Annotated in this window: 19 protein-coding genes, 2 tRNA genes, 1 other RNA gene and 1 other annotated feature; of the genes, 13 read left to right on the top strand and 9 right to left on the bottom strand. The window is 43.3% G+C overall.

The window, feature by feature from the left end; genetic code table 11:
• The first annotated feature begins 2 nt into the window (after positions 1 to 2).
• From metG to FQ084_RS06360, 5 genes are all read left to right on the top strand, one after another.
• The gene (metG, locus tag FQ084_RS06380; RefSeq protein WP_149489804.1) at positions 3 to 2,108 is read left to right on the top strand and encodes a methionine--tRNA ligase; all 2,106 of its coding nucleotides are present in this window, start codon (positions 3 to 5) and stop codon (positions 2,106 to 2,108) included.
• A gap of 314 nt (positions 2,109 to 2,422) precedes the next feature.
• Positions 2,423 to 3,469, top strand: coding sequence for an ABC transporter substrate-binding protein (locus FQ084_RS06375; RefSeq protein WP_149490199.1), 1,047 nt, complete (start codon positions 2,423 to 2,425; stop codon positions 3,467 to 3,469).
• 114 nt (positions 3,470 to 3,583) lie between these two features.
• On the top strand, positions 3,584 to 4,612 hold the full coding sequence (locus FQ084_RS06370; protein ID WP_149489803.1) for an ABC transporter substrate-binding protein: 1,029 nt from the start codon (positions 3,584 to 3,586) through the stop codon (positions 4,610 to 4,612).
• A gap of 375 nt (positions 4,613 to 4,987) precedes the next feature.
• Positions 4,988 to 5,887 carry an ABC transporter permease gene (locus FQ084_RS06365; protein WP_149489802.1) on the top strand — a complete coding sequence of 300 codons (900 nt, stop codon included), beginning with the start codon at positions 4,988 to 4,990 and terminating at the stop codon, positions 5,885 to 5,887.
• 31 nt (positions 5,888 to 5,918) lie between these two features.
• The gene (locus tag FQ084_RS06360; protein WP_149489801.1) at positions 5,919 to 6,713 is read left to right on the top strand and encodes an ABC transporter ATP-binding protein; all 795 of its coding nucleotides are present in this window, start codon (positions 5,919 to 5,921) and stop codon (positions 6,711 to 6,713) included.
• A gap of 95 nt (positions 6,714 to 6,808) precedes the next feature.
• On the opposite strand, the gene FQ084_RS06355 is transcribed toward FQ084_RS06360, so the two are convergent.
• On the bottom strand, positions 6,809 to 7,486 hold the full coding sequence (locus tag FQ084_RS06355) for a response regulator transcription factor (protein WP_188032911.1): 678 nt from the start codon (positions 7,484 to 7,486) through the stop codon (positions 6,809 to 6,811).
• 33 nt (positions 7,487 to 7,519) lie between these two features.
• On the bottom strand, positions 7,520 to 9,637 hold the full coding sequence (locus FQ084_RS06350) for a PhnD/SsuA/transferrin family substrate-binding protein (protein WP_149489799.1): 2,118 nt from the start codon (positions 9,635 to 9,637) through the stop codon (positions 7,520 to 7,522).
• Positions 9,638 to 9,879: 242 nt separating this feature from the next.
• Here FQ084_RS06350 and FQ084_RS06345 point away from each other — a divergent pair, with 242 nt between their 5' ends.
• The 6 genes from FQ084_RS06345 to FQ084_RS06320 all read left to right on the top strand — a co-directional run bounded on the left by FQ084_RS06345 (position 9,880) and on the right by FQ084_RS06320 (position 16,477).
• Positions 9,880 to 11,256 carry a cytochrome c gene (locus tag FQ084_RS06345; RefSeq protein WP_262880681.1) on the top strand — a complete coding sequence of 459 codons (1,377 nt, stop codon included), beginning with the start codon at positions 9,880 to 9,882 and terminating at the stop codon, positions 11,254 to 11,256.
• Complete coding sequence (locus tag FQ084_RS06340; RefSeq protein WP_262880680.1) at positions 11,256 to 12,224, top strand: c-type cytochrome; 969 nt, start codon at positions 11,256 to 11,258, stop codon at positions 12,222 to 12,224. The genes FQ084_RS06345 and FQ084_RS06340 overlap by 1 nt, the downstream gene beginning before the upstream one ends.
• A 218-nt stretch (positions 12,225 to 12,442) precedes the next feature.
• The gene (locus tag FQ084_RS06335; RefSeq protein WP_149489797.1) at positions 12,443 to 14,830 is read left to right on the top strand and encodes an FdhF/YdeP family oxidoreductase; all 2,388 of its coding nucleotides are present in this window, start codon (positions 12,443 to 12,445) and stop codon (positions 14,828 to 14,830) included.
• 90 nt (positions 14,831 to 14,920) lie between these two features.
• Complete coding sequence (gene fdhD, locus FQ084_RS06330; protein WP_149489796.1) at positions 14,921 to 15,973, top strand: formate dehydrogenase accessory sulfurtransferase FdhD; 1,053 nt, start codon at positions 14,921 to 14,923, stop codon at positions 15,971 to 15,973.
• A gap of 220 nt (positions 15,974 to 16,193) precedes the next feature.
• Positions 16,194 to 16,267 (top strand) — tRNA-Cys (locus FQ084_RS06325).
• 123 nt (positions 16,268 to 16,390) lie between these two features.
• Positions 16,391 to 16,477: transfer RNA gene (locus FQ084_RS06320), tRNA-Leu, on the top strand.
• Between the two features lie 326 nt (positions 16,478 to 16,803).
• Here the strand turns inward: FQ084_RS06320 and FQ084_RS06315 are convergent.
• From FQ084_RS06315 to prmB, 6 genes are all read right to left on the bottom strand, one after another.
• Positions 16,804 to 17,049 carry a hypothetical protein gene (locus tag FQ084_RS06315; RefSeq protein WP_149489795.1) on the bottom strand — a complete coding sequence of 82 codons (246 nt, stop codon included), beginning with the start codon at positions 17,047 to 17,049 and terminating at the stop codon, positions 16,804 to 16,806.
• Positions 17,050 to 17,312: 263 nt separating this feature from the next.
• Positions 17,313 to 17,564, bottom strand: a complete 252-nt coding sequence (locus FQ084_RS06310; RefSeq protein ID WP_149489794.1) for a hypothetical protein — start codon at positions 17,562 to 17,564, stop codon at positions 17,313 to 17,315.
• 480 nt (positions 17,565 to 18,044) lie between these two features.
• Positions 18,045 to 18,161 (top strand) — a sequence feature (AL1L pseudoknot).
• Positions 18,162 to 18,555: 394 nt separating this feature from the next.
• Positions 18,556 to 18,914: a transfer-messenger RNA gene (ssrA, locus tag FQ084_RS06305) on the bottom strand.
• 85 nt (positions 18,915 to 18,999) lie between these two features.
• Positions 19,000 to 19,671, bottom strand: coding sequence for an alpha/beta hydrolase (locus FQ084_RS06300; protein WP_149489793.1), 672 nt, complete (start codon positions 19,669 to 19,671; stop codon positions 19,000 to 19,002).
• A 369-nt stretch (positions 19,672 to 20,040) separates the two neighbouring features.
• Complete coding sequence (gene aroC / locus FQ084_RS06295) at positions 20,041 to 21,144, bottom strand: chorismate synthase (RefSeq protein WP_149489792.1); 1,104 nt, start codon at positions 21,142 to 21,144, stop codon at positions 20,041 to 20,043.
• Positions 21,145 to 21,218: 74 nt separating this feature from the next.
• The gene (gene prmB, locus FQ084_RS06290; protein WP_149489791.1) at positions 21,219 to 22,388 is read right to left on the bottom strand and encodes a 50S ribosomal protein L3 N(5)-glutamine methyltransferase; all 1,170 of its coding nucleotides are present in this window, start codon (positions 22,386 to 22,388) and stop codon (positions 21,219 to 21,221) included.
• 363 nt (positions 22,389 to 22,751) lie between these two features.
• Here prmB and FQ084_RS06285 point away from each other — a divergent pair, with 363 nt between their 5' ends.
• On the top strand, positions 22,752 to 24,170 hold the full coding sequence (locus tag FQ084_RS06285; RefSeq protein ID WP_149489790.1) for a L,D-transpeptidase family protein: 1,419 nt from the start codon (positions 22,752 to 22,754) through the stop codon (positions 24,168 to 24,170).
• A 196-nt stretch (positions 24,171 to 24,366) separates the two neighbouring features.
• Here FQ084_RS06285 and FQ084_RS06280 read toward each other — a convergent pair whose 3' ends face one another.
• The gene (locus FQ084_RS06280) at positions 24,367 to 24,579 is read right to left on the bottom strand and encodes a hypothetical protein (RefSeq protein WP_149489789.1); all 213 of its coding nucleotides are present in this window, start codon (positions 24,577 to 24,579) and stop codon (positions 24,367 to 24,369) included.
• A gap of 364 nt (positions 24,580 to 24,943) precedes the next feature.
• Here FQ084_RS06280 and FQ084_RS06275 point away from each other — a divergent pair, with 364 nt between their 5' ends.
• Positions 24,944 to 26,605: a DUF389 domain-containing protein gene (locus FQ084_RS06275; protein ID WP_149489788.1), complete on the top strand. Its 1,662-nt coding sequence runs from the start codon at positions 24,944 to 24,946 to the stop codon at positions 26,603 to 26,605.
• Positions 26,606 to 26,687 lie beyond the last annotated feature (82 nt).

Genomic DNA, 26,687 nt, shown 5'->3' with positions numbered 1-26,687 from the left:
TTGTGCGTGAGATTCTAGTAACCAGTGCGCTGCCCTACGCCAATGGCCATATCCATTTGGGGCATCTTGTAGAATACATTCAAACCGACATTTGGGTACGCGCCATGAAAGCGCAAGGTCATCAGGTTACCTATGTTTGCGCAGATGACGCTCATGGTACTGCGATTATGCTCAAAGCAGAAGCCAATGGCGTTACCCCAGAAGAGCAAATCGCCTCGGTAAAAGCCTCACATGAAGCTGACTTTGCCAAATTTTTGATTAACTTTGACAACTATCACAGCACGCACTCAGAAGAAAACAGACATTTCTCTGAACTGATTTATCGCAGGCTGAGCAGTGCTGGACATATCTCAACCCGCGACGTCAAACAACTTTTTGACCCTGAAAAGCAGCTGTTTTTAGCCGATCGTTTTGTTAAAGGAACTTGCCCTGAGTGTGATTCCCCTGACCAATACGGTGATAACTGCGAAGTGTGCGGTACCACCTATGATGCGACCGACCTTAAAGACCCGCACTCAACGTTATCTGATGCCACGCCAATTCTGAAAACTTCAAAGCACTATTTCTTTGATTTGCCTGAGTTTGAGCAATTCTTAAAAGATTGGACGCGTAGTGACAATCGCTTGCAAGTATCGGTTGCCAATAAACTCCAAGAATGGTTCGACGCTGGCTTAACTAGCTGGGATATCTCGCGTGATGCGCCTTATTTTGGCTTTCAGATTCCAGATACTCCAAGCGATGAGCCAGACAAATACTTCTATGTATGGCTAGATGCGCCAGTCGGATATATGGCAAGCTTTAAAAACCTATGCGATAAGCGCGCAGGTACAGATGAGGCGCTTGATTTCGACCGTTATTGGCTGCAGGAAAACGAGAACAAGACCGAGGTGTATCACTTCATCGGTAAAGACATCGTTTATTTCCATGCGCTGTTTTGGCCAGCCATGCTAGCCGGTAGTGAATTCCGTACGCCAACGGGTGTCTTCGCGCATGGATTCTTGATGGTTAATGGCGAGAAAATGAGTAAGTCACGCGGCACCTTTATTAAGGCCGAAACTTACGCTGAGCATTTGCATCCTGAATACTTACGTTATTACTTCGCCAGTAAACTGTCTGATAAAGTCGAGGACATCAACCTTGATTTAGAAGACTTTATGCAAAAAGTCAATTCTGACTTGGTTGGTAAAGTGGTCAATATCGCCAGTCGCAGTGCGGGTTTCTTAGTGAAGAAATACGACGGTATGCTGTCAGACGTTTGCGTAGAGTCAGAATTATTAGAAGATATTACTAAGACTGGTGATGAAATTGCAGCCGCTTATGAGAATCGTGAGTTCTCGCGTGCGATGCGCTTGATCATGCAATGTGCTGACAAAGCCAACGAATATATCGATGGTAAAAAACCTTGGTCGCTGGCTAAACAAGAAGGTACTGAGCAAGAAGTTCAAGACGTCTGCTCGGTGGCGATTAATATTTTCCGTCAACTGATGGTTTATCTTTCGCCAGTATTACCTGAGCTAACGGCCAATGCCAAAGAATTCTTAAATATTGACGATTTGAGTTTTGCTAGCCGTAACCAATGGTTGCTTGGACATAAAATCAATAAATTCAAACCTTTGATGCAGCGTATCGAAGAAAAAGACGTTGCAGCAATGGTTGAAGACTCAAAAGCTTCATTGACGCAAGCAGATGCTCCTACTGCTAACGCCGATAGCAAACCAGCAGTGGTAAACACTCAGCAAGCAGAAAAGGCTGATACTGATACAAATACTGAGCAAACTGACTATATCGGCATCGAAGACTTTGCCAAAGTTGAGATGAAAGTCGCTCACGTCTTAGCCTGTAATTATGTCGAAGGTGCTGACAAGCTATTACAATTTACCTTGGACGTTGGCGAAGACAAACCGCGTAATGTCTTTAGCGGTATCCGTAAGTTTTACGAGCCTGAGCAATTACTGGATAAAAAAGTGATTTGCGTCACCAATCTGGCACCGCGCAAGATGAAATTTGGTCTCTCAGAAGGTATGGTGCTATCAACGGGCAATCCAAAAACCCAGCTGACGGTGGTTACTCTACCTGATAACTGCGTCATTGGTGATGTGCTCGCTTAAAACAGATGATTGCTTATTAAACAATAAAAAAGATGTCCTTCGTGGCATCTTTTTTATTACCTAAAATTCATTGCCGATTAGATATAAAAGACACCATAATAAAGTCATTTATCCAACAAAAATTTATTTAAACCCTCCTTTCTAAAGCCAATGACAAACGCGTTTTATTTTCTTATTGCCATAAGTTACATTACTGTCATAATATGGACGTAATGATCAATGGATTGATTACCTTAATGTTAGCCCGTTATCTCAGCATGCACATAACATTGACTCGGGTAACCTGCACTTTTTAACCTATGAGCCAAAATAAAATGACCTTTGCCACTACTTTACGCCTTAGCTTGTGTGGCGCTGCTATCAGCGCTGTGCTTGGATTAACCGCCTGCTCTAACGCTACTGACCCTGCGGTCAGTACTGATGACAGCGCGACTAACGATAAGCCTGCCAAAACCTTGGCCATCACCCAGATTGTCGAGCATCCGTCTTTAGATGAGATGCGTCGTGGCATTATCGATGAGCTGTCTGAAAATGGCTATGTAGAAGGTCAAAATCTAAAAGTGAATTTTCAAAGTGCTCAAGGTAATACCGCAACCGCAGGGCAAATTGCCAAGCAGTTTGCAGGGGACAATCCGGATGCCATCGTCGCAATCTCAACACCTTCTGCCCAATCAATCGTTGCGTCGACCAAAACCGTTCCCGTTATTTATACTGCCATCTCAGATCCTGTAGCAGCGAAACTTATTGACGAAAATGATGTGCCCATCCAAACTAATGTGACTGGTCTATCAAGCGAATTACCCATCGAGCCACAGTTAGACAACATTCAAAAAATTGTGCCCAATGTAAAAACCATTGGTTATGTTTATAGTCCAGGCGAAGCCAACTCTGTGGTGGTACTTAAACAACTTGAAAAAGCAGCGCCAGCACGCGGACTTAAGATATTGAGCGTCACCGCTAATCGCCCTACCGACGTTGCGATGGCAACTCGTAGTCTTGCAGGAAAGGTAGAAGTCATTTACACCTCATTGGATAACAACGTCGTCTCGGCTTTTGAAGCCATGGCCAGTGCGGCTAACGAGCTTGATATCCCAGTCATCGCCTCAGATGAATTTAGTGTCAGACGCGGTGCGACTGCAGCGCTTGGTGTTAATGATTATGATTTTGGTCGTACCACGGGCAAAATGGTTTATCGAGTATTAAACGGTGAAGCCACAAAAGATATCGCACCACAAGTGATGAATACGTTAACGCTATACGTCAGCCCAAAACATGCCGCTGAACAAGGTACTAGCCTATCAGCAGAGTTACTTAAGAACGCTATTAATGTCGATCAAGAAGCAAAAAAAACCAGTAAGTAGTCACTAGTAAACAGTAATAAATAGAAAGACCGTGATTAACAAGCAGTCAGCGCTACCCTTTATTTATCTTTTATATAATGTACGGACACATTATTATTCTCAGGAGTCAGACCCATGTTGTATCAAAATCGTTTTGCTAAAGCTTTACTATGGGGCGGTGTTTGCACCGCTATCTTGACCGGCTGTAACAAGCCAGCACAAGACGCCAACACCACTGACGGCGCTGCAACTGGTGGTGATGCCAAAGCCGCCATGAAAACGGTCGCTATTACTGCGATTGTTGAGCATCCAGCACTCGATGACGTGCGTAAAGGCGTTATCGATGAATTAAATGACGCCGGCTTTAAAGAAGGCGAGAATCTAACCATCAATTTCCAAAGCGCCCAAGGTAATACTGCGACTGCTGGTCAGATTGCCAAGCAATTCGTCGCTGATGCACCAGACGTTATTGTTGCAATTGCAACGCCATCGGCACAGTCTGTTGCCGCCTCTACCAGCACCATTCCGATGGTATTCTCAGCAGTGACAGACCCTATAGCGGCTAAACTGGTCTCTAAGCTTGATGGTTCTGGTACCAACGTCACTGGCGCCTCTGATGCTCTGCCTTATGCACCGCAAATCGATTTGATGCGCCAAATCATCCCAAGCTTAAAAAACGTCGGTTATGTTTATAGTCCAGGCGAAGTTAACTCAACCATCGTCTTAAAAGCGCTGAAAGATAACCTAACCCCATTGGGTATCAAGGTACATGAAGCGCCTGCGCAGCGTAGTAACGATATCGCGATGGCCGCCCGCAGTCTTGAAGGTAAAGTCGATATGATTTATACCTCAACAGATAACAACGTCGTCTCAGCTTATGAGTCACTGTACCAAATCGCTAAAGAAAGTAAAATTCCATTGATTGCGTCTGATACCAGCTCTGTTGAGCGCGGTGCCGTTGCTGCTTTAGGGGTCAACTATTACGATTTGGGCCGCGAAACTGGTAAAATCGTCACTCGCATTTTAAACGGTGAAAAAGCGGGAGCTATCCCTGTTTATACGCCGCAATCACTTGATTTATATGTCAGTCCAAAAAACGCGAAAGCCGAAGGCATTACTTTGCCACAAGCGGTTATCGATAAAGCAAAAGTAGTGGTAGAATAACTGTGACTTCTGGTATCTAATCTATAGACGGTAATTTTTGTCAATTATCGTTTTGGTTGATTTGATACCGCTATTTATTTAGCGAAGACAACACCCAGCTATCAGTCACTAGGCTGGGCTTGTTTTTTTAAAGGCTTTAAATGAGCAAAACTTACAGTTATCCATAGTAGCGATAAGTTTTGCTTTACCCTAGCTGCAGATAATCCAATCTGTTAAATTCACCGCTTCGTCGTTTGGTTAAAATGGCTACTAGATAACGTGACATGCTTACATTGCGACCTTGGTATATTGGTAACAGTGAATGCCGCCCGTCTCTTTCACTCACTTATCTTGCTATGATTGATTAAATGCTTGGTTATGACTTACTGATCTCTTATGTCTTTAATTGCTTTTTTTGGTGCGCTTGAAAGTGGTCTGATTTATGGCCTAGTGGCGCTTGGCGTCCTAATCTCATTTCGTACCCTCGACTTTCCGGATTTAACCGCTGACGGTAGTTTTCCGTTGGGTGGCGCTGTCGCTGGTATTTCTATCATTGCTGGTATTAATCCTTGGCTTGCTTGCGCCTTTGGTATGCTAGCAGGGTCAGTCGCCGGTATTGTCACCGCATGGCTACACGTCAAACTGGGCATTTTGCAATTACTTGCCAGTATCCTAGTGATGGTTGCCTTATATTCTGTCAATCTGCGGATTATGGGTGCGCCAAACTTGCCGCTGTTGGGTGAAACCACGGTATTTAGTACCTTGGTCAATGATGGCAATGGTTACTGGATGCGCTGTCTGATTATTGGTATCGTCGTGCTGGTTGCCATGTTATTTTTGAATTGGTTTTATAGTACTGAAACCGGTCTTTCGATGCGGGCAACTGGCTCAAACCTACGTATGGCACAAGCGCAAGGTATCAACACCTCATGGATGACCATCATAGGTATGGCAATCTCTAACGGTTTGATTGCTCTAGCAGGTGCACTGTTTGTGCAGACGCAAGGTGGCGCAGATATCTCAATTGGTATCGGTACGATAGTCATTGGTCTGGCAGCAGTCATCATCGGTGAGACCATCATTCCTGCCAAACGTATTTGGCTGATTACCTTTGCTGTGGTTGTCGGTGCGGTGTTGTACAAGCTGTTTATTCAGGTTGCTTTATCGAGCGACACGCTGCGTAGTATTGGTTTTGGTCCACAAGATTTAAACTTGATTACAGCGCTGCTCGTGGTATTGGCCTTGGTATTGCCCAAAGCTAAAAATAAATTTTTAAGTCGTAAAGTTCGGGCTTAATGTCAATGTGCAACCATAAGGAATAATTATTATGATGCAAGCTACAGATTTGCGGTTGACCTTTAATCCTGGAACGCCCATTGAAAACCCTGCCCTACGTGGTATCAATCTCAATATCGCCGATGGTGAATTTGTCACTGTCATCGGTACCAATGGCGCCGGTAAATCAACCTTTTTAAATGCGGTCAGTGGCACCACACGCGTCGATAGCGGTTCAATCTTATTGAATGGCATTGACGTCACCAAAAAGACCGCACACCAACGCGCTCATTGGGTGGCTCGTGTATTCCAAGACCCGATGGCTGGGACTTGTGAAGCATTAACCATTGAAGAAAATATGGCGCTTGCCTATAAGCGCGGCGGCAAACGTGGTTTAAAATTTGCCCTAAATCAGAATAATCGTGACTTATTTCGCGAGAAACTGTCGGTTTTAAAATTGGGTCTAGAAAATCGTCTGACCGACCGTATGGGCCTATTATCTGGTGGTCAACGTCAGGCAGTTAGTCTGCTAATGGCCTCATTGCAACCGTCTAAGATTCTTTTGCTTGATGAGCATACGGCGGCGCTTGACCCTAAAACTGCTGCGTTTGTATTAGAGTTGACCGATAAAATCGTCACGGACAATCAGCTCACGACAATGATGGTTACCCACTCGATGCAGCAGGCATTAGCTCATGGCACCAGAACCGTGATGCTACATCAAGGTCAAGTGGTATTAGATGTTGCTGGTAATGACCGTAAAGGCATGACCGTACATGATTTGCTCGATATGTTTGAGCAAACTCGCGGCGAAAAGGTTGACGATGATAGTTTGATATTAAGTTAGTTTAAAACTGTCTTAGTTTCAACACTAAAATAATAAACGCCTCATTCGTAGGCGTTTTTTTATGACAGCTGTCATAGATATGACTACTTCAAATACTAAGAATCAAGCAATACTAACTTTTGAATCAATTCACTAACATGCTGCGATTGCATTTTCTTCATCACTTGTGAGCGATGCACTTCTACCGTACGTATAGAAACGTCTAAATGATCGGCGATATTCTTATTCAGATTACCTTCTAATAATTCATTGGCCACCTGTTTTTCTTTATCGGTCAGCTGCGCATAGAGCTTTTTAATATCATAAAGCTTGGCACGTTTTAGAGTGAGGTTTTGCGCACGCGCCATTGCCTCTTGCAAACGCTGACTGCTGATCGGTTTTTCCAGATAATCCGCCGCGCCTTGTTTGAGCATATTGACAGCATCAGCAATCTCACCATTTCCGGTTAACGCTATCAGCGCTATGGGGCTATCATATTGATTGAGATGCGCTTGTAGCGCTTGACCACTCATCTCCGGCATCATCAAATCACTAACAATCACTGCTGGGTGATAGATATCAACTTGTTGCAAAAACGTCAGCGCGCTTGCCCACACTTGGGTTTGTAGCCCTAAGCTGCTAATTAAAAAATCACAGGAAGTGCGCACACTTTCTTCATCGTCAATGATATGAATAATAAGTAATTCAGGTGTAATACCTAATAAGTCATCAGACGGATGGCTGTCTTTATCTTGCCAGCATGAAGGCTCGTTTGGTAGGCGATTAGAAGTCATATGCGACCTTATGGCGAAATACATTGTTGATATTTATTGAAGTTTATCGTCAATACTTGCTAAAGATAATGGCAAATAAAAAGATAGTTGCGCGCCAATCCTGTTTGAGAGCTGATAATTGGCTTGCAGCAGCTGAACCTTACCGTTTAAGGTACGTTTAAAGCGGCGCTGATCACTACTCGCTATCTGATAGATTTTCTTAAGCTCATTCTCGGTATCAATATTGCTTAGCTGCATCATACCGCCTAGTGATTTGCACAAACGCTGACATATCATCAACCCCAATCCTAGACCGTCTGCTTTCGTTGAGTGAATAGCATATTGACTGGGCAGGCTTTCTTGTAGCTGCCACGCCGTAAGCTGGGATCGATCAAAGCCGCCCGCATCATCGCTCAGATGCAATACCAACCATGGCTTATTATTATACTCCTCTGTTTGACAACGTAGCATGATATTGGTCGCCCCTTGCTGCGCGGCGTTAGTCATGCTATTTATCAGTAACTGATCCAGCAATAAATTAGGCAAGGTTAGATGCTGATAATCACTTGCCAGCCAAAAGTGGATACCTTCTGCTTGCTCACCCAATAACAAGCTACATTGTTGATAGATCGCTGCGATATCCACCTTAACTTCATTCGCTTGCGACCGTCCAGCCCAGCGGCGAATATTAGTCACCACAGCTGCGACGCGTTCTGTTTCATTGACAATCTGCTGCAGAGCATTCTCTGTCGCTGCAGTATCAGGTGGCGCTATGTCGATAGCCTTTTTAGACAAACTTGCTTGTTGGCTGCGTATCAATAACCCTTGCGCATAATTTTGAATGGTCGCTAGCGGTTGATTGATTTCATGAGCGATAGCCCCGCTCATTTCGCCAATGACCGCGAAGCGCTCTGATTGGTGTAACTGCTGATCATAATCACGGATCAATCGGTTTTGCTGCTTTATCTTTTTTTGCCGCCTCCATGCCAACCAGCCCATCCAAGCATAATTTACTGTCGATATCATGACAATTAATACCATCATGCTCACCCAGAAGCGATGCGATTGTACCCAGTCCAAAATATGCGCGCTCAGCTGCTTTTGTGCTGGATGGCGATTCATCTCATAAAGTATACGCTCAGCATCGCTACTCGATTCTGGTGGCAGCCAGCGCTGCTCTATTCCTAATAACGCTGCGTCCTGCTTTGATTGACTTGCGCCAAATAAATTTTGATTGATCTGCCGCACCAAAGCATCTGGCGCTTGCTCGGTCGCCGCCAATGTCCAATTTGGGTATATTTTCGTTGAAGATTGGCAGCTCGATGGGGTCACGACTGGATGAAGCAGACGGTATTGCTTTTCGTTAATTTGACCTCGCCTTGCCATCTCTTCCATCAGGCAAAGCGGTGCGATGGCAGCATCTACCTTTCCGCTAGCCAAATCGTGCAAGGTACGCTCTATCGGATAACCGACAAACTGTATTTGATAATGGCTGGGTGCTATACCATTTTGCTGTAATGAGTGCGCTCCCAACAGATATCCGCCAAATGCGTCAGCGTCGACAGCAGCAATATGACGTTGCCGTAAATCTTGCAAACGATAGACATCACTGCCGGCGGCGACCCATATAGCGCTGGCGACTTCTTCCATCGCACTGGGCTGTTTCAATGGCGTATGTTCATTGAGTTTATTAAATTCATTGGCGAGCGTGACTGTTGTCGAAAGCTGATTTTGCGATTTGCGCCCATCAAAGCCTCGAGTACCAAATCTTTGAGTGCTAGAACTTTGCACACTCGAACTTTGCACATTGTTATTTAACTGAGCGGTATCTGCTTGTAAGGTAGCCAGCCAGCGCCACCTAATGGTATTCATTTTTATAAACTGTACTTGCGGGCCAAGCACTAGCGCAAACTGCTTTGCTTCTATTTGCTGTTGCCAATTTTCTAGTGCTAGTGGTACCAATATCACGGTGTCATCTGATAACTGATGATTAAGCTCATCAAGCCATGGCTGCCAGCGATTTTGCGCGGCTGTTTCACCTTGAGGTGCCAGTACACCTAAATAATAGGTTTGAGCATTCGCCCTAGATAGCATTGACCAAGCAACAGATGCTACAACGATAGTAATGAAATAAACATTTAAGGCAGCCCAAATTTTAGACTTTTTATCCATAAACCTAGCCTTGCATTTGACCTACCAAACTTACATTATAAATGAAAACCTTAATTATAATGTGGTTTTCCACAATATCGTAATGTTACCCGCTACCCTATACTAGATACTAATCGTGTAACTATTAATTCGCTAAGCTTAAATCACAGATATTTAATTTTAATGTGGATGTCTAATACGTCCCATAAAATATTGGTGATGAATTATAAGCTTAGTAAAAATATCTTATGGAGGGCGGGCTTATGAAAAAATGGCCACTGATTATAATAATAGCAGCCATCATCGGGCTGGCAGTTGCCTTTATTATTGGGCAATTACTGCCAAATATGCGTACCAGCAGTAGCGATATCGAGGTCAATATCACTGATCCTGCTCTCATTAAGCGAGGCGAATATATCGCGCGCACCGCTGATTGTGTTGCTTGTCATACCACATTAGATGGCGAAACTTATGCGGGTGGCCTACCTATGCTAACGCCACTTGGTGCGATTTACTCAACCAATATCACGCCCGATAAAGAAACCGGCATTGGTCATTATACTTTTACCGACTTTAAAAACGCCGTTAAGCATGGCGTGCGTCGTGATAATAAAGCCCTCTACCCTGCTATGCCGTACCCCTCTTACCAACTCATGCCAGACGAGGATTTGGCCGCCATGTACGCCTTTTTTATGTCCGATGTCAAAGCAGTCAATCAATCCAATCTAAAAAGCGAGCTGCCCCCTATAGCCAACTGGCGCTGGCCCTTGGCTTACTGGCAGGTTTTATTTGATCGCAAGCGTGACTTTGTTCCTGAAACAGACGACGCTCTCTTGACTCGTGGTCAGTACTTGATCGAAGGTCCTGGTCACTGCGGCTCTTGTCATACTGGGCGCGGCATCGGCTTCCAAGAAATCGCCTTAAACAATGCCGACTCAGAAGAATACTTGAGCGGCGCGGTTATCGATGGCTGGCGCGCCAAAAGTATCCGCGGTGAGCATCGCGGTTTGGCTACGTGGACCGTCGCAGAATTAAATGACTTCTTTAAAACCGGTCGTACTGACACCACAGCTGCCTTTGGTGCTATGGCCGAAGTGGTTGAGCACAGCACCCAGTATATGACGGAATACGACATCAATGCCATGTCATCCTATCTAAAGACTTTAACACCAGCGCCAAACAAAGAAACAACCTTGCCAGCGAAAAAAGACCTTACTACGCAAAAACTGCTAGATGGCGACTATGACTCACGCGGCTCAATCTTGTATGCAGAGTATTGCCAAGTTTGTCACCGTGCTGATGGTAAAGGTGTGGCGCGTATTTTCCCTGCCCTTGATGGCAATAGTGCGGTATATGCTAAAAATGCCGACTCGGTACTACAGATTACTTTGAGCGGTGGTCGTATGCCTGAAACACCACACGACCGTATGGCGTTTACTATGCCTGAATTCACCAACTTAAGTGATGCCGATATAGCAGAGGTGGTCAACTATGTGCGTAATAGTTGGACCAACCAAGCGCCCGAAATTAATGTTAACGATGTGGTAAAAATGCGTGCTTTCCTCGCCAAAAAACCAAAGACCAGTACGGATATCGCCCCAGACTTAAGTATTGATACGCAAACAAAAGGAGCAAAATAATGAGAAAATCTCCACTCAACTTGCCTACTGTTGCTAGCGTTATCTCTCAAAAAACGACCATGAGCAAATTACCTACTGCTATCTTTACTGCTTCAGTGGTTAGTGTCGCAGTTATCAGTAGTGGCTGCTCACAGCCAGAGCCTGCCGAGCAAAATGCACCTAAGTATGGCTTGGTCACGGCTGATGATGCCAACGCAGATATCGGCACTTATGTGCTGCCGCAAGATACGTCTATCTTGGATGAGCCAAATGCTGATGAAATATTTTATGGTAAACGCCTATTAAACGAGACCAAGCGCTTACTGCCCGAGCATGTTGGCGCACAAATGAATTGTAATAGTTGCCATATCTCGCAAGGTAAAATTCCGCTTGGCGACCCCTATATCAACAGTTATAACTTTTACCCACGCGTGATGCCACGGGCTGGTAAAGAAGTCGATTTAACCAAACGTATCAATGGCTGTTTCCAGCGCTCGATGAATGGCAAACCATTAAAACCTGACTCACCTGAAATGCTGGCAATGTTGGCCTATATGAAATGGCTATCACAAAACACGCCAAAAGAGCAAAAGGTCGATATTCAAAATGCCGGTAAAGTGGATGAATCTTTGGTCGGTAATCCTGTACGCGGTGAGAAAATCTACCAAGTACAATGTGCGACCTGTCATGGTGATAACGGTGAAGGCATGAAAGACAGTCGCGGCGACATTGTCTTCCCGCCATTATGGGGCGATGAGTCCTTTAACATTGGCGCTGGATTGGCACGTACTTATAAAGCCGCGGCTTTTGTTAAGTACAATATGCCGATGGGTATTCAAACCAAAGGCTTATGGGGTCACGGGAATGTACTCAGTGATCAAGATGCCATCGATGTCGCTGAATTTTTTACCCATCAGCCGCGCCCTGACTTTGCCGGTAAGGTAAATGATTGGCCAAACGGCAACAAGCCTAAAGACGCGCGTTACTGATACATTAAGAAGAAGGCATTTATAAAGACGTCACTTAAGCAGACGTCATTCTACGCTCTCTTATGAGTTAGCATTTACACTATAAACCTTTAAGGAAATACATTTTTCTTAAAGGTTTTTTTGTTATCTATAGTTAATGCTTCTACAAACCTCTCGCTCGTCATTATATAGTTGTTGTATATCAAAGTTAATCACCGCCATTTATTATAAGGTCTGTCATGCGCAAAATTCCTGTCTATCCCCACCCTGCGGCCGGTTGGCCTGCGCTGATCTCCTCTACTCGTAAACTGATGGATTATCAGACTTTTTTGCGTGGTAGCTTAGGTGTCCTAAAAAGCAACCAACCTAAAGACGGGTTTGATTGTCCTGGCTGTGCATGGCCGGACCATAAGTCACATAAGGCCATTGATGTCTGTGAAAACGGCATCAAAGTTATCGCCAGTGAGACCATGTCAAAAAAAGCAGATGCCCAATTCTTTGCACAGCATACGGTAACCGAGCTACAAGGCTGGTCGGGCTATGAGCTTGAGCATAGTGGCCGCTTATCAGAGCCTGTGTATTATGATGCCGCGCGAGACCGCTATCTACCGATCTCTTGGGAAGCAGCTTATAAATGTATCGCTGAGCAGTTAGGACAGCTTGATTCGCCAGACGAGGCGCTATTTTATACCTCAGGCCGTGTTACTAACGAGCCAGCCTTTATGTATCAACTCTTTGTGCGCTGTTTTGGTACCAATAATTTGCCAGACTGCTCAAACATGTGTCACGAACCAACCTCCGTGATGCTAGGTAAACAGCTAGGTATTGGCAAAGCGACGGTCATGTTAGAAGATTTTGAGCAAGCCAAACTGATATTGATGTTTGGACAGAACCCTGCGACCAATCATCCACGTATGCTTGAAATGCTCGCCCATGCTCATGAGCTAGGATGTCGAATCATCTCAATCAATCCCATGCGCGAACAAGGCTTGAGTAAATTTAGAAACCCACAGAAGCCCACACATATGGCAGCAGGTCAAAGTGATGAGATGGTCGATGAGGTCATTCAAATTCAAATCGGCGGCGATACAGCACTACTAACGGGTATCGCTAAGTGGCTGACTAAAAACCATAAAATCAATCAAGACTTTATTCATGAGCATACCTCAGGATATGAGGCGCTCGACGTGTGGCTTCGTCAACAATCGTGGACGGATGTGGAGCGTGGGTCTGGTATCAGTAAAGAGGAAATTATTAATATTGCAAAGCTGGTTGCCGACAGTCCTGCAACCATTTGCACGTGGGGTATGGGCATTACCCAGCACGTTCAAGGCGATGACAACGTAGCGATGATTACCAACCTATTATTATTGATGGGTATGATTGGCATTGATGGTGCAGGCGCGTCTCCCGTTCGTGGTCACTCTAACGTCCAGGGCGACCGTACCATGGGTATCCATGAGCGCCCTGCGCAAAAGCTACTCGATAGCCTTGAACGCGTTTTTGAGCGTCCAATGCCGCAAGAACACGGCTTTGATGTGGTCTCTGGTGCGAAAGCATTGATTGCTGGTAAGCTTAAGGTCTTTATGAGTATGGGCGGTAATTATGCCGTTGCAGCACCGGATACCAGTGCCATTCAACAGGCATTAACTACGACTCAGCTCAATATTTTTGTAGGTACCAAGCTCAATGAAACTATGCTGTATCCGGGCGCTAACAATCTTATTTTACCTTGCCTAGGTCGAACCGAACGTATTATCACTGCCAAAGGTGAGCAGTTTGCGACGATTGAAGACTCTATGTGTCAGATTGTACCTACTAAAGGCAACCTCAAGCCTGTCAGCGATACGTTGAAGTCTGAAGCACAAATTGTGGCAGATATTGCGACTTATGTGCTTGGTGCTGAGTCTTCAATTCCTTGGCAAGCGATGAGCGAAGACTTTGACATCGTTCGTGACTATGTCGCCCAAGCGATTGATGGATTTGAGAACTTTAACGAGCGTATTCGTGCAGCTGAGCGTGGCTTCCATTTATACCATCCAGCACGTCATCGCGTATGGAATACTGACAGTGGCAAGGCGCAGTTTGAAGTACCGCAATATCCTATTACCTATGTCGCAGCACAGATGGCTGAGACCACTTTAGCATTTAAAAATTCAGCCCTTGAACATGACACGAGAGCAACGAACCTTATTAACGATGGTCAGGACAATGAACAAAAGATTTGGCAATTGACTAGTGTCCGTAGCCATGACCAATTTAATACCATGATTTTCGGGTTTAAAGATCGCTATCGTCAAACCAATCGCCGTGATGTGTTGTTTATGCACCCAGATGAAATGAGTCGTTTGGGTTGGCAAGCGGGTGACAAGGTGATGGTCTCTCGACAAGCCAGCCCAAGTGGCTCACATAGCGCAGACAATTTAGCTCAGCCACGCACGCTAGGGCCGTTAGTATTGACTGAGATGGATATCGCCTCCAACGCGGTCGCAACTTACTATCCTGAATGTAATGACTTATTTGATTTAGACACGCATGCGCCAGACTCCCACATACCAGCGTATAAATCGACAACGGTTGTTTTGCAACGCGTTGATGCAAAGGCTAATACTACCAATTATGCATAATAAGTAATGAGCGGGTCATTGAATAGTGAATGTATTTAAGAGGAATAAAACAATAACTCTGTCAATCACCATACGATATAACGAGACATTATGATTGCTGAAAGTGATACTGAATATGACGCAAGATATAGCGATCAATTCTTGGTAAATAATTTAACAGATAAGACGTCAGAGACTATAGAGTCGTCTGAAACACCGCTTGCGCGTAATCATTGGGCGCAAAAGCACTATTATCCGTCAGATAAGTATGTGCACACTCGTGTTGCGCATACCAATATGACTAAAAACAGTGTCGATTACCAATCAGTTAACTTAGCGGTCGAGGCTGCGGTTGCTATTGTTATCAATGGTATTCATTACGCAGTATTGATGGCAAGCCCTCATCAACTAGAGTATTTAGCCGTCGGCTTTTTGTTTAGTGAAGGATTAATTCAACATAGTCATGAACTGCTTGATTGGGAAGTTACTCAGCTAAATGATATTGCAAATTATCAACAATTTACGCAAGGCTCATTTATGCAGGACTCAACGGATACGAGTCTTGAGTCTGCAGCCGTTAAGCAAAGCTTAGTGCCACTGCAAGATTATGATGTTTATGTGGTGGAACTTGTACTAAACCAGCGCTGTCATCAGCGTATCCAAGCACAAAAACGTCAGCTGGCAGGGCGTACAGGCTGTGGTATGTGTGGCATTACTGGACTGACACAAGCACTCCCCGACTTGAGCATATATCTTCAACACAGGCAAAAAGTAAATATTCCAAGTCTCAATTATCTACTGGAGATACGGCAGCAAGTCGATGCTATGCAGCATACGCACCAATTGACCGGTGCCGTACACGCTGCTGCGACGATGTACGAGCAACAACTATATTTATTTGAAGATGTAGGGCGTCATAATGCGCTTGATAAGCTCATCGGTTGGCAATTGCGCAATAAGGCAGAGCCGACATGCGTTGTAATGACCTCGCGGCTGTCTATTGAGCTGGTACAAAAATCTATCCGTAGCCGTATACCTTGGTTGGTTGGCATGTCCGCACCAACTAGTACCGCAGTACGGGTTGCTGAGCGTTATGGTTTAGGATTGGCTGGGTTTTTGCGTGATAACAGAGTTACTTATTACACAGGTCATGCAAAACTTTAAGACATTACGCTCTTTTTTGCCCTGTTACTTAATTAATTAGGCTGTTTATTTTTACTTCTCATTACTAAAAAAGGCTCATCAATGATTCAATCTGGCTCATAAATGCTCTAAATAACTATTGGTTCGCGGTCAAATTATGAGAACTTAATAAATAAACGTCTTTTAACTAAAAAATGACTTGTAATTTAAATTATTTTTGCTAATATAGGCATCCTTGATTGGCTGGGTGGCAGAGTGGTCATGCAGCGGACTGCAACTCCGTTAACGCCGGTTCGATTCCGACCTCAGCCTCCAATTATTTAGCTTAAAATTTATTAGTATTACGTTAATTTTAGCTTGCTTTATTAACATAAATGCTTATAATAGCGAGCACTATCTAACAAGTAGAAAGTTTACTTAACAGATAATACAAGTTTTGCCCGGGTGGTGAAATTGGTAGACACAAGGGATTTAAAATCCCTCGCTAGTAATAGCGTGCCGGTTCAAGTCCGGCTCCGGGTACCATTACATTGAAAGACTTCCAAGCAATTGGAAGTCTTTTTCTTATTGTGTCGATTCTTTTACTCCGCCTTATATTCTCCCTAAAAAAACTGAAGCACCATAAATCTTGCTCCTTGAAAATTCAGAAAAAAAACCGACCACATCAAGTGATCGGTTTTTAAATATTTGGTGTAGATAGCGTAAACTAAAACATATATCTAAAGTACTGGGGTTATATCATTTTATTAAATTAAAAATAAGACGATACTAGTCCTATCCTTTGTGATGCGACACAGGGCACATGCTTTTATAAAAAGAATAGTTCTGAGCATTAACTTAATTTATTGGAATCAGAATCCTGCCTCGGCCTGTGTTATTGGTATTATCTTAATTGGAACCGCACACGACCAAGCCATACCACCTGTACAGTAAAACATACCGTTATCAAACGACACAATACGGGCCGTAAAATCATTATTTGTTAAATTCGCCATCGCTTCCCGATCACAACTATCATCTACTACACACCATATCTCTTGATGACCGTCTTCCAACATTGCACGAGCTAGCTCACTTCCTGTAATTGCTTCATCCATCACTATAGCTCCTAATCATGTTTTACGATTATCAAGCTAAACAAGGGGATATATAATACACATACCTTGACCATCCCTGAGACTTTCGTATTTATGATTTTATCTTTTTCAATCACAACGGTGCAGTAGACGTGCTTAATATATAGTATATCTATTTATTCGCAATAGTGAATATTAATTATAGTCTGATTATTGATTATTCGTGCTACCATAAAAAACTAATGTTTATTAGTAAAGTATCAATAAACTTCATCACAGCTTTTCTATAACCCAACTTCTTCTTGAGTAAGCTCAGCCTTTTTAATTGGTATGGCGTATTTCCATCTACCACCCTCCTTACAAAGAAAGTGGCCATCCTCAAATGCTACGATATGCATTATAAAATCACTACTGACATTGATAATAGTCTCCATAGCATGCTCAGCACTTTTATGACTTACAGCGCACCACACTTGCTCATCACCACGCTCTAACATGGCAAGAGTTAAATCATTCCCTGATAGTTTGGTATTCATGTTTCGACCTTTACTTCTAACAGTTAATTACAGATTACAATCTTATACCTTAATAGTGTGTTTTTATGTCTGCTAATGTTCACGTATTGTATATATTCAACCGAAGTAAATAGAAGACATCATTCTAATTAAGAGAAACCTCTAATATTCTGATAGCTGAACCTCCCTGGTATTGTCGGAGGCTTAACATTCTGAGAGAACACAACAATAAAAAGACAAAATCATGCCCCTGAGATTAAGGAATATGCCATCCTAGTTTGAATAGAAGCTGCAAACGATATCTCTCTACATCGTCAGCCATTAGAGCCATAGCGTCAACATTGGTTGTACGCACCTGAAAAGCTGCGTTCATGGCACAAGAATCATCTTGAGCAAACTATTAATATTCCTTCGTATATGCAAGCACAAAGCAACAAAGAACGTATCACAGCGCTTGAACGCGAGAATAGAAAGCTGAAGTAAGAGTATACGTCGGTCCGCCGCTTTTATTGCCCAAACGGAGATGGGCCACCCACCAAATTGATGATCCACTTTATAGATAATCATCAGTTAGAATATGGGGTCGAGACAATCTGTAGAATCCTACCAATTGCTCCTGAGTTGATACTACTTTTATCATTAATTGATAAGCACGCGCTATTGTCGGCTAGAAAGTGTCTAATCATATTCGCACTAATATGAGCGCAGCTGCATTAGTGCAAGTGATAACAGTTAGGAGTAAGCCTAATGACATGATTCATGATAGCGATAGAATGGCTGAATCCGATGTTATCGCCTCTGTTAGTACAACTGAGGTAATTCATGATTTAAAAGAACAATGGCATGGCGTTAATATGGTTGTATATCTTTTGTTGGTATTGTCCATATTGGTACTGCTCAATAACATCAACATCCTATATGGTTCGTCATACCCTTATATATTAATCAATACCTGAAAAACGCCCAAAATAAAGGGCTAACAGTCTATGACGGTCAGCCCTTTATCGTTGTTTGGTGGAGATGGCGGGAGTTGAACCCGCGTCCGCCAGCATTACGCTCATGAATCTACATGTTTAGTTTCTGTCTTTGGTTTTAATCCGCACCGATCCGACAGTCAGGATGGATTGGACGATTCTCTACTTTTGAACCCAAGCGATTGAGACAATCGCTTGTGGCGATCCTACATGCGGACGCTTCAACTTAGTTGACCAACTGTAGGTGATCAGCAACCAAGTAAACAGGGTTTAAGCTGCTAGAGCGTAATTTTCGTCGTTTGCGACTATAACAATATATGTTTGATTAACGAGAGGACATATACTCTCGACATGCATCATTGAGTTTCATCACCAGCGTCGAAGCCAGAACATCCCCAATAAGACTGACTATTATATAGCACTTACCCATTGGTTTTCAACCTATAAGCAGGCCGTATTACATTAAGTTACAGCTTAGTGAGCTAAGCCAAAACTTTATTCATCCATTTGCCAATATTTTGAATCTGAGGCATACAAACTTGGTGCGCCATCGGATACGTATGATAAGCGATACTGTAGCCTTTCGATGATAAGAGCTCCTGTGCCTGATCACCTAACACGACAGGGACAACGGGATCATGAGTACCATGTTCAATCAGTATCGGCATGTCTTTATTAGCATCGCTATAGTCGATGTTGTCATTGGTCGCTAGATACGTGGATAGCGCCATCAGCCCTGCTAAGCGCTGTGGATAACTAAGTGCCACATGATATGCCACTGCCCCGCCCTGCGAAAATCCAGCAATCACGATATGTTCAGGGGCGACACCACGCTCAATTTCCCGAGCAATCAAGTCATAGATTTGCTGAGAAGACTCTTCAATCTGAGCGATATCGACTTTACGCTCTAGGCTCATCTCTAAAATATCGTACCATGCTGGCATGACCATGCCACCATTTACCGTCACTGGGCGATTGGGCGCATGCGGAAAGATAAAGCGTACCGACATATCATCAGCCAAGCCTAGCTGCGGTACCACTGGCTCAAAATCATGACCACTCGCTCCCAAGCCATGCAGCCAGATGACAGCTCTATCTATCTTTTTTTGTGAGGGATTGTGCTCAACAATCACAGTGTCTAAATAATTACTCATATCTTTTAATATCCTTCATATAAAGTCTATACGTGTCAAAGTACATTTATTAAATCGTTAACGTTCATAATTTCTGATGACTTTTTTATCTAGCGGTCATTTAACTTTAATTTAAACATTTCACATTAATCTAAAATAGCTACTTAAGAGAACGGTTGCTTCATCCGTGCTGACCCCTTAATGCTACCTTATATTTCTTTTTCAACATGGCGTTTTAATATGACATTCTACATAGAAAGGGTTGAGCCTATTTTTAAAGCTTTGGCTAAAGAGTATATCCTTTAAAAGGTATAAAAAAGCCCTATATCTTCTTCCATAAAACATACTTAGAAAAGATACAGGGCTGATCAGCAATCTTTTGATAAACCGCTAAGTAATCGATATTACTGGTTGCTCAACATCCGCATTTTGACCACGATGACGCAGATAATGGTCCAGTAAAACAATCGCTAGCATGGCTTCAGCTATAGGCGTGGCACGCACACCCACACAAGGGTCATGACGACCTTTGGTCAGCATATCAACCGACTCACCTTGGGTGTTGATACTCTTGCCAGCCGTAGTAATACTAGAAGTTGGTTTAAGTGCGATACTCACGCGGATGTCTTGTCCTGATGAGATACCACCTAAAATGCCGCCTGCATGATTGGCGGTAAAACCATCGGGTGTCATCTCATCACGAGAACTATGACCAAACTGTCCAGCCACTGCCATGCCGTCACCAACTTCAACGCCTTTTACCGCATTGATACTCATCATGGCATGGGCAATATCCGCATCTAAGCGGTCAAATACCGGCTCACCCAGTCCGACAGGTACACCACTGGCAATAATTTCTAAACGCGCACCACAGCTCGTTCCTTCACGGCGTAAGCTATCTATCAAGACTTCAAAGCGACTTACCGCTTCTTTATCAGCACAAAAGAATGGATTACTATTAACAAAATCCCAGTCGATTTGATTATGTTCTAGCACTTGACTGTATTCCGAACCAATTTGAGTGACATGCCCACGTACTTGTACTCCTAAGCGTTCGTACAAGTATTTTTTAGCAATAGCACCTGCCGCTACTCGCATGGCCGTTTCACGGGCTGATGAACGACCGCCACCGCGATAATCGCGAAAGCCATATTTCATACTATAAGTATAGTCGGCATGACCGGGGCGAAACGTCTCTTTTATCTCACTATAGTCTTTTGATTTTTGATTGGTATTACGAATCAGCAGACCAATGGAGGTGCCGGTCGTTTTACCCTGAAAGACGCCAGAGATAATCTCAACTTCATCAGACTCACGGCGCTGGGTCGAGTACTTAGACGTCCCAGGTTTACGGCGATCCAAATCCACCTGCAAATCTGCTTCACATAATGCTAAACCCGGTGGTACCCCGTCAACGATGGCCATGAGACCTGCACCATGCGACTCACCGCACGTCGTTACCGTAAAAACCTGCCCAATACTATTGCCTGCCATATCTATCCTTAAACATGTAACGTCTACTTTTGATTGTCTTAATAATCGCTCAGCGCTAATAGATAGCTAGCCGATTATTGATTACCATCCAATAATTGAACGTAAGCCGCAAATAACTGGCGATGGGTCATGAGCTCATCATAAGTAATGGCAAAAATACCATGACCCCCGTGGGCAAATTTTAACCAATCAAACTGAATTTCAGGATAAGCCTGCTTTAGTGCCCACTCACTATCGCCCACTTCACAGACCAGCAATCCTTCAGGGCTTAGATAATCTGGCGCTTCAAACAAGATGCGATGTACTAAGTCCAGTCCGTCTTGACCGGCTGCGAGCGCATGTTCCGGCTCATATAAAAACTCCGGTGGCAAATCTGCCATGATAGCTGCATCGACATACGGAGGATTGGTAACAATCAGCTCATATTGATGTTCAGCAGGAATCTTAGCAAATAAGTCAGATTCAATCACATTGACTTGATGACCTAGGTCATGATGATCGACGTTGACCATTGCGACTTCAAGCGCTGCTTTATCAATATCTACGGCATCAACCAGTGCATCGACAAAACGTGTAACCAATGCGATAGCAATACAGCCGGAACCCGTACACAAGTCTAAAATACGCTCAGGCTGTGACAACTGCTTAATCTCTAAGCCATGATCATAAAAAGCCGGTGCTTGATTATTGACACTCATTCCAATCGGCTTTGCCAACTCAGTAACTTCAAAGTACGGATGGAACTGCTGACGAATTAACTCAGCGATTGGTGAGCGCGGAATCAATACACGCTCATCGACATAAAAAGGCAAGTCACAGAAATACGATAAATTGATCAAATAACTTAACGGCTTACGCTCAGCGATACGCTCTTCTAATAAGCTCAGTACCTGCTGCTTCTCTGATGTGGTCAGGCGACAATCCAAAATCTGCTCATTGGCAGCCCAATCTAAAGATAAAGAATGTAATACAATAGCAGAGGCTTCAGCGAACTCATCCGTCGTTCCTTGGGCGACCACCACATCATAATTACGGAGCTGGGTGACAGCAAAGCGAATAAAATCACGGATGCTGACCAACTGCTCACGCGCCTCTTCAAGCTCTGCATGCAGGTTAGCGAACTCATCGTGCTCACCGAGCAGCCCTGTCTCTAAATCGTATTCCAGCTCATTATCTAAGCCTTGCGACTCATCAAAGTACTGATTTTGAAACTCTTCTGCGCTCATGGTTTGGTCTTCTGACATATCACACCTTACTGATTACATGCTTACTAACTACATGCGTATGGATTAAATCACTGTCAATTAGCAGCTGATTTATTAAATAAAAAACGTGTCACACATTATAGACGCAAACATCATGCTGCGCCAATGACTGTCTTTTTTATGGCAAAAAAACTCACATACCTATAACTATCGTTAGATTTAGTGATTTAGAAAAGTTCAGAAAATCAAATTTAGCATCATGATATAACTTGAATATAAAGTAGATAACCCTTAGCTTTGGTAAAAACTGACTGCAACCTTATATTTAGCATGACTAAATTATTTCCCAACTGTAGTGAATACGTCAACAGCTGACGTTTAGCAAGCACTAAACGAAAAAATATGTGTCAAAAGTTTGCGAAGCATCCAAATTATGCGCATAATAGCCGCATTAGTTATAACCATAAGTATCCCAATATGATGAAAATGAAGCCTCTTATTACCGCTATATCAATTGCTATCGTTAGTGCCAGTATCAGCGCTGTTGCTGCACCTGCTGACAATACGCGCACTTTACCAGTACGCAAAGCTGATTCACTACCAACTCTGGTCAAAAAAGTTAGCCTTGATGTGCAAGAAAGCCGTAGCAGCTCAGCCGATACTCGTGCTCCTGTTCAGTCAAATACCAATCAATCTGACCGTATGACTCAACTGATTGACGCAAAGCAAGAAGCTGAAGATAATTCAGCAGCCGTCAGCGCTGATAATATGACCGTAGAAGAACTGGCTCGTAAAGACGTGCAGTCCGACAGCACCGATGATATCAGTGAAGGTCAAGCTGTTGCGGCCCCTAGCGCATCAACATCGGATAGTGCAAACGACTCTGCTATTAAGAGCATCGAAGATGTTAACGGCAAAAAGCATACCACCCTGAACTTATCTAATTATGCCAAGCAAGTAAACGGTGCTACATGGACGCCGAATATGAAAGTCAACTCGGCAATGACCATCAAAATGCAGGCATTGTTAGATTGGAACCATGCTTCTCCTGGCGCGATTGATGGCGGTTGGGGTATGAACAGTAAAAAAGCACTCATTAACTTCCAAACCATGAAAGGCCTGCCAGCGACTGGCAAAATGGACCAGAAAACGTGGGACGCTTTAAACAAAAACATCCCAGCCAATAAGCCAGTGTTAGTGACTTATACCATCACTGAAGACGATGTAAATACCAACTTTGCCAGCACACCTGCAGGCTCAGAAGCCAAATCAAAAATGAAAGGCTTATATTATCAAGACATCAAAGAGATGTTTGGTGAGCGCTTCCATATGGATGTGCGTTATTTAGATAAGTTGAATAAGAACAAGCAATATAAAGTGGGAGAAACCATCACGGTTTTGAATACCCGCGAACCGCTTAAGCAGCGTATCAACCGTGTCGTTGCCAATAAAGCCGATAAGACTTTATATGCTTATAATGGCGATAAGCTGGTCGCCACGTACCCAACTACCATTGGGAGTGACGCTACGCCATCACCGCAAGGCACGTTTAAGATCATTAACAAGGTAAAAATGCCGTGGTACAAAGCGACGGTTGGTGAAGGTGCAGATAAAAAAGTTCATATGCTACCACCAGGCCCAAACAGCCCTGTCGGTGTCGTATGGATGGGCTTGTCTAAACCATCGTATGGTATTCATGGCTCACCAAAGCCTGAGGGTATCAGCCGCCAAGCTTCAGCAGGCTGTGTGCGTTTGACCAACTGGGATGTATTAGAGGTTTATGCCAATATCGAAAATGGTGCAACCGTTGAGCTAAAATAGTTAGTATTCGTAAATAAAAAAGACCTTGATGTATAATCAAGGTCTTTTTTTTGCTTAAACAAAAACTCGCTTTCAACTTATATTACAAGTCGATAAAAAAACAGCCTCTAGAATGAGGCTGTTTTTTATTTTAGATGAATCCTTAAGCTAAGTATCGTTTGCTCTTATTATTATCGATAACTCTTTATCTTAAAATTTACGCTTTATAACCTTCCTCATTACCAGTAATACTACCGACTTTTTTAGTAAAGAATAATGCGGCAGGAATGGATACTAAAAAGCCTGCTGCTACCGCTATCTGAATGTGCGGAATTTGGTTAAATCCTGTGATCAAGGCGCCGATCATGAATACACCGATAGTCACGGTTGCAGCTATTGAGTAGATAACAGAAAATAGGGGCCAGTTCATGATGTATTCCTCATTTATTGTGTGGGTATAACTACTTTATACACTAAATCCATACAAAAAGTAAGTGTTTTCTTATAGGCTCGCAGCCCATTTATAGCAAGTGATTCGTATTCAAAGCCATATTATAATCATTGATTTGTGCCAAAGCTTTTTAATACTGAAAACATGATTATATTTCCTATTTTTTACCTGCTTAACTCCCTCGCTACCTCCATTACTTAGTGGCAAAAAACTCATACACCACCACTTATTTATCATTACAATAGTTAGTTCCTCGTATTTTTTAGTTTGTTATATTCGGCAAATTCCATTTGTTAACTTTTAACCTTCTATCTTTCTTTACTCATTAGGTAAGCTTTCCTCTATGACTCATAATGATCTCTCTAATGATTGCTTACCTGTCAATAAAACCCAAAACGATATTGACCCTAAAGTCGTCAATATCGTTGATGATTTGGCTGATCATCTAGAAGCGCAAGATATAGTCTCTGACCATACTGATATTGATGAAAAAACCAATGCCAAAAATGAGGACACTAAAGGGTTGGAATGTGCGCAAACGCTTCAAGCAAAGATAAAAATGGAAACCGTGGCTCCTGATGTGGCGGTTGCCTCATTAGAAACACCTGAAGCGGACTCTAAACCTATGAATGAATCCTTAAACGAAAGTGAAGAGTCCGAAACCTTTAGCACCGAGAAAGATTTCTTTCAGGACCAGTCTGCTACCGAAGTGAGCGTAGAAGCCAATAAAATCGACTCTAGTCAACAGTCATCAAACAACACAAAAAACTTTAATAATGCAGTTAAAGAAAGCCCGGAAACCTTAAACGAAAAAAATGAAGATAAAGCGAGTGACAATAACGAAGCAAGCGACGAAAAAGATAGTAAAGAAAGCGATGAAGAAGACAACGAAGAAGGCGAAGGGGTAAAAGAAAAAAAAGAAGCGAAGCTTGAATCTTATAAGCAATTTGTTGCCGAACAGTTTAGTAATAAAAAAGTAGACTATCCGGAAGTGCGCGTTAGGATTGAGGCAAGTGCGCTACCGAGTAAAATGTATTTCATCATGAACATACTCTCGGCTATAATCGCAAGCTATGGACTGGTGACCAACTCAGTTGCGGTGGTTATTGGCGCGATGCTGGTAGCAATGATGTTAGGCCCTATTACGGGCATTGCCCTTGCAATTATTGACCATCGTATGCCCCTACTACGTAAGTCACTGGTTACCGTGCTTCTTGGCATCTCTTTGGTAGTATTGGTGGGGTTTATCGTTGGCTGGTTACATAAAGACCAGCCCTTAACTGCAGAGATCTTATCTCGCACGCAGCCGACTTCGATGGATTTGATGATTGCCCTTGCTGGTGGTACGGCAGGTGCTTATGCGATGGTTTCACCGCATCTGTCGGTGGCAGTGGTTGGCGTCGCAGTGGCAACTGCTCTAGTACCGCCGCTTGCCGCTAGTGGGATTTTATTTGCCAATGGTGAGATACAGATGGGACTTGGCGCCTTACTATTAGCATTGACAAATATTATCGCCATTCAATTTACCAACGCTCTTGTGCTGTGGTTACTGGGGTTCCGCCGCTTGGTCGATGACGATTATAAATCCAAAACCTATTTGACCTTTTTACGCCGTAATGCGGTGACTTTATTGTTATTAGGCGGTTTGGGAACGTACTTGTCTATCAATTTACAAACTAGTGCTAAACAACAAGTATTTGAAAGTAGCGTCAAAGAGACGATCAATAGTTACTTTAGCGATAAAGGCAATGTGCTGACCAATACTCAGTTTGATAAAAGCGACACCAATCAAGTCGTGCGCGCGGTGATTCGCGGCGAAACAACACCGAGCTCATACGACGTCCGTCAAATTGAAGCGATTATAAGCCAAGATATAGCGGATAATTTTCCCGGCTATTTACCCATTCGCTTGCAGCTGCGTTATATGCCTGTACAGGTGATTGAGTCGCACCCATTGATTCAAGACAGACTCGATAAAACCGATGTGACTATTTTAACCAATTAATTTATTTAGCTAACCCTAGTTGTTTAATGCACTCACTATGACGCAACAATCTTTCTATAAACTCTAAAATATTTATTTAAAA

The sequence above is a fragment of the Psychrobacter sp. ANT_WB68 genome (assembly GCF_008369115.1).
Taxonomy (GTDB): Bacteria; Pseudomonadota; Gammaproteobacteria; order Pseudomonadales; family Moraxellaceae; genus Psychrobacter.
This window is presented reverse-complemented; position numbering and strand designations above follow the sequence as displayed.

Bases quoted from the DNA above. Each gene is read 5' to 3' on its own strand.
- FQ084_RS06340 (WP_262880680.1), top strand. From the start codon at position 11,256: ATGAGAAAATCTCCACTCAACTTGCCTACTGTTGCTAGCGTTATCTCT.
- FQ084_RS06275 (WP_149489788.1), top strand. From the start codon at position 24,944: ATGACTCATAATGATCTCTCTAATGATTGCTTACCTGTCAATAAAACC.
- FQ084_RS06310 (WP_149489794.1), bottom strand. From the start codon at position 17,564: ATGAATACCAAACTATCAGGGAATGATTTAACTCTTGCCATGTTAGAG.
- FQ084_RS06370 (WP_149489803.1), top strand. From the start codon at position 3,584: ATGTTGTATCAAAATCGTTTTGCTAAAGCTTTACTATGGGGCGGTGTT.
- prmB (WP_149489791.1), bottom strand. From the start codon at position 22,388: ATGTCAGAAGACCAAACCATGAGCGCAGAAGAGTTTCAAAATCAGTAC.
- FQ084_RS06285 (WP_149489790.1), top strand. From the start codon at position 22,752: ATGTGTCAAAAGTTTGCGAAGCATCCAAATTATGCGCATAATAGCCGC.
- FQ084_RS06315 (WP_149489795.1), bottom strand. From the start codon at position 17,049: ATGGATGAAGCAATTACAGGAAGTGAGCTAGCTCGTGCAATGTTGGAA.
- FQ084_RS06355 (WP_188032911.1), bottom strand. From the start codon at position 7,486: ATGACTTCTAATCGCCTACCAAACGAGCCTTCATGCTGGCAAGATAAA.
- FQ084_RS06300 (WP_149489793.1), bottom strand. From the start codon at position 19,671: ATGAGTAATTATTTAGACACTGTGATTGTTGAGCACAATCCCTCACAA.
- aroC (WP_149489792.1), bottom strand. From the start codon at position 21,144: ATGGCAGGCAATAGTATTGGGCAGGTTTTTACGGTAACGACGTGCGGT.
- FQ084_RS06350 (WP_149489799.1), bottom strand. From the start codon at position 9,637: ATGGATAAAAAGTCTAAAATTTGGGCTGCCTTAAATGTTTATTTCATT.
- FQ084_RS06360 (WP_149489801.1), top strand. From the start codon at position 5,919: ATGATGCAAGCTACAGATTTGCGGTTGACCTTTAATCCTGGAACGCCC.
- FQ084_RS06375 (WP_149490199.1), top strand. From the start codon at position 2,423: ATGACCTTTGCCACTACTTTACGCCTTAGCTTGTGTGGCGCTGCTATC.
- fdhD (WP_149489796.1), top strand. From the start codon at position 14,921: ATGATTGCTGAAAGTGATACTGAATATGACGCAAGATATAGCGATCAA.
- FQ084_RS06365 (WP_149489802.1), top strand. From the start codon at position 4,988: ATGTCTTTAATTGCTTTTTTTGGTGCGCTTGAAAGTGGTCTGATTTAT.
- FQ084_RS06280 (WP_149489789.1), bottom strand. From the start codon at position 24,579: ATGAACTGGCCCCTATTTTCTGTTATCTACTCAATAGCTGCAACCGTG.
- FQ084_RS06335 (WP_149489797.1), top strand. From the start codon at position 12,443: ATGCGCAAAATTCCTGTCTATCCCCACCCTGCGGCCGGTTGGCCTGCG.
- FQ084_RS06345 (WP_262880681.1), top strand. From the start codon at position 9,880: ATGAAAAAATGGCCACTGATTATAATAATAGCAGCCATCATCGGGCTG.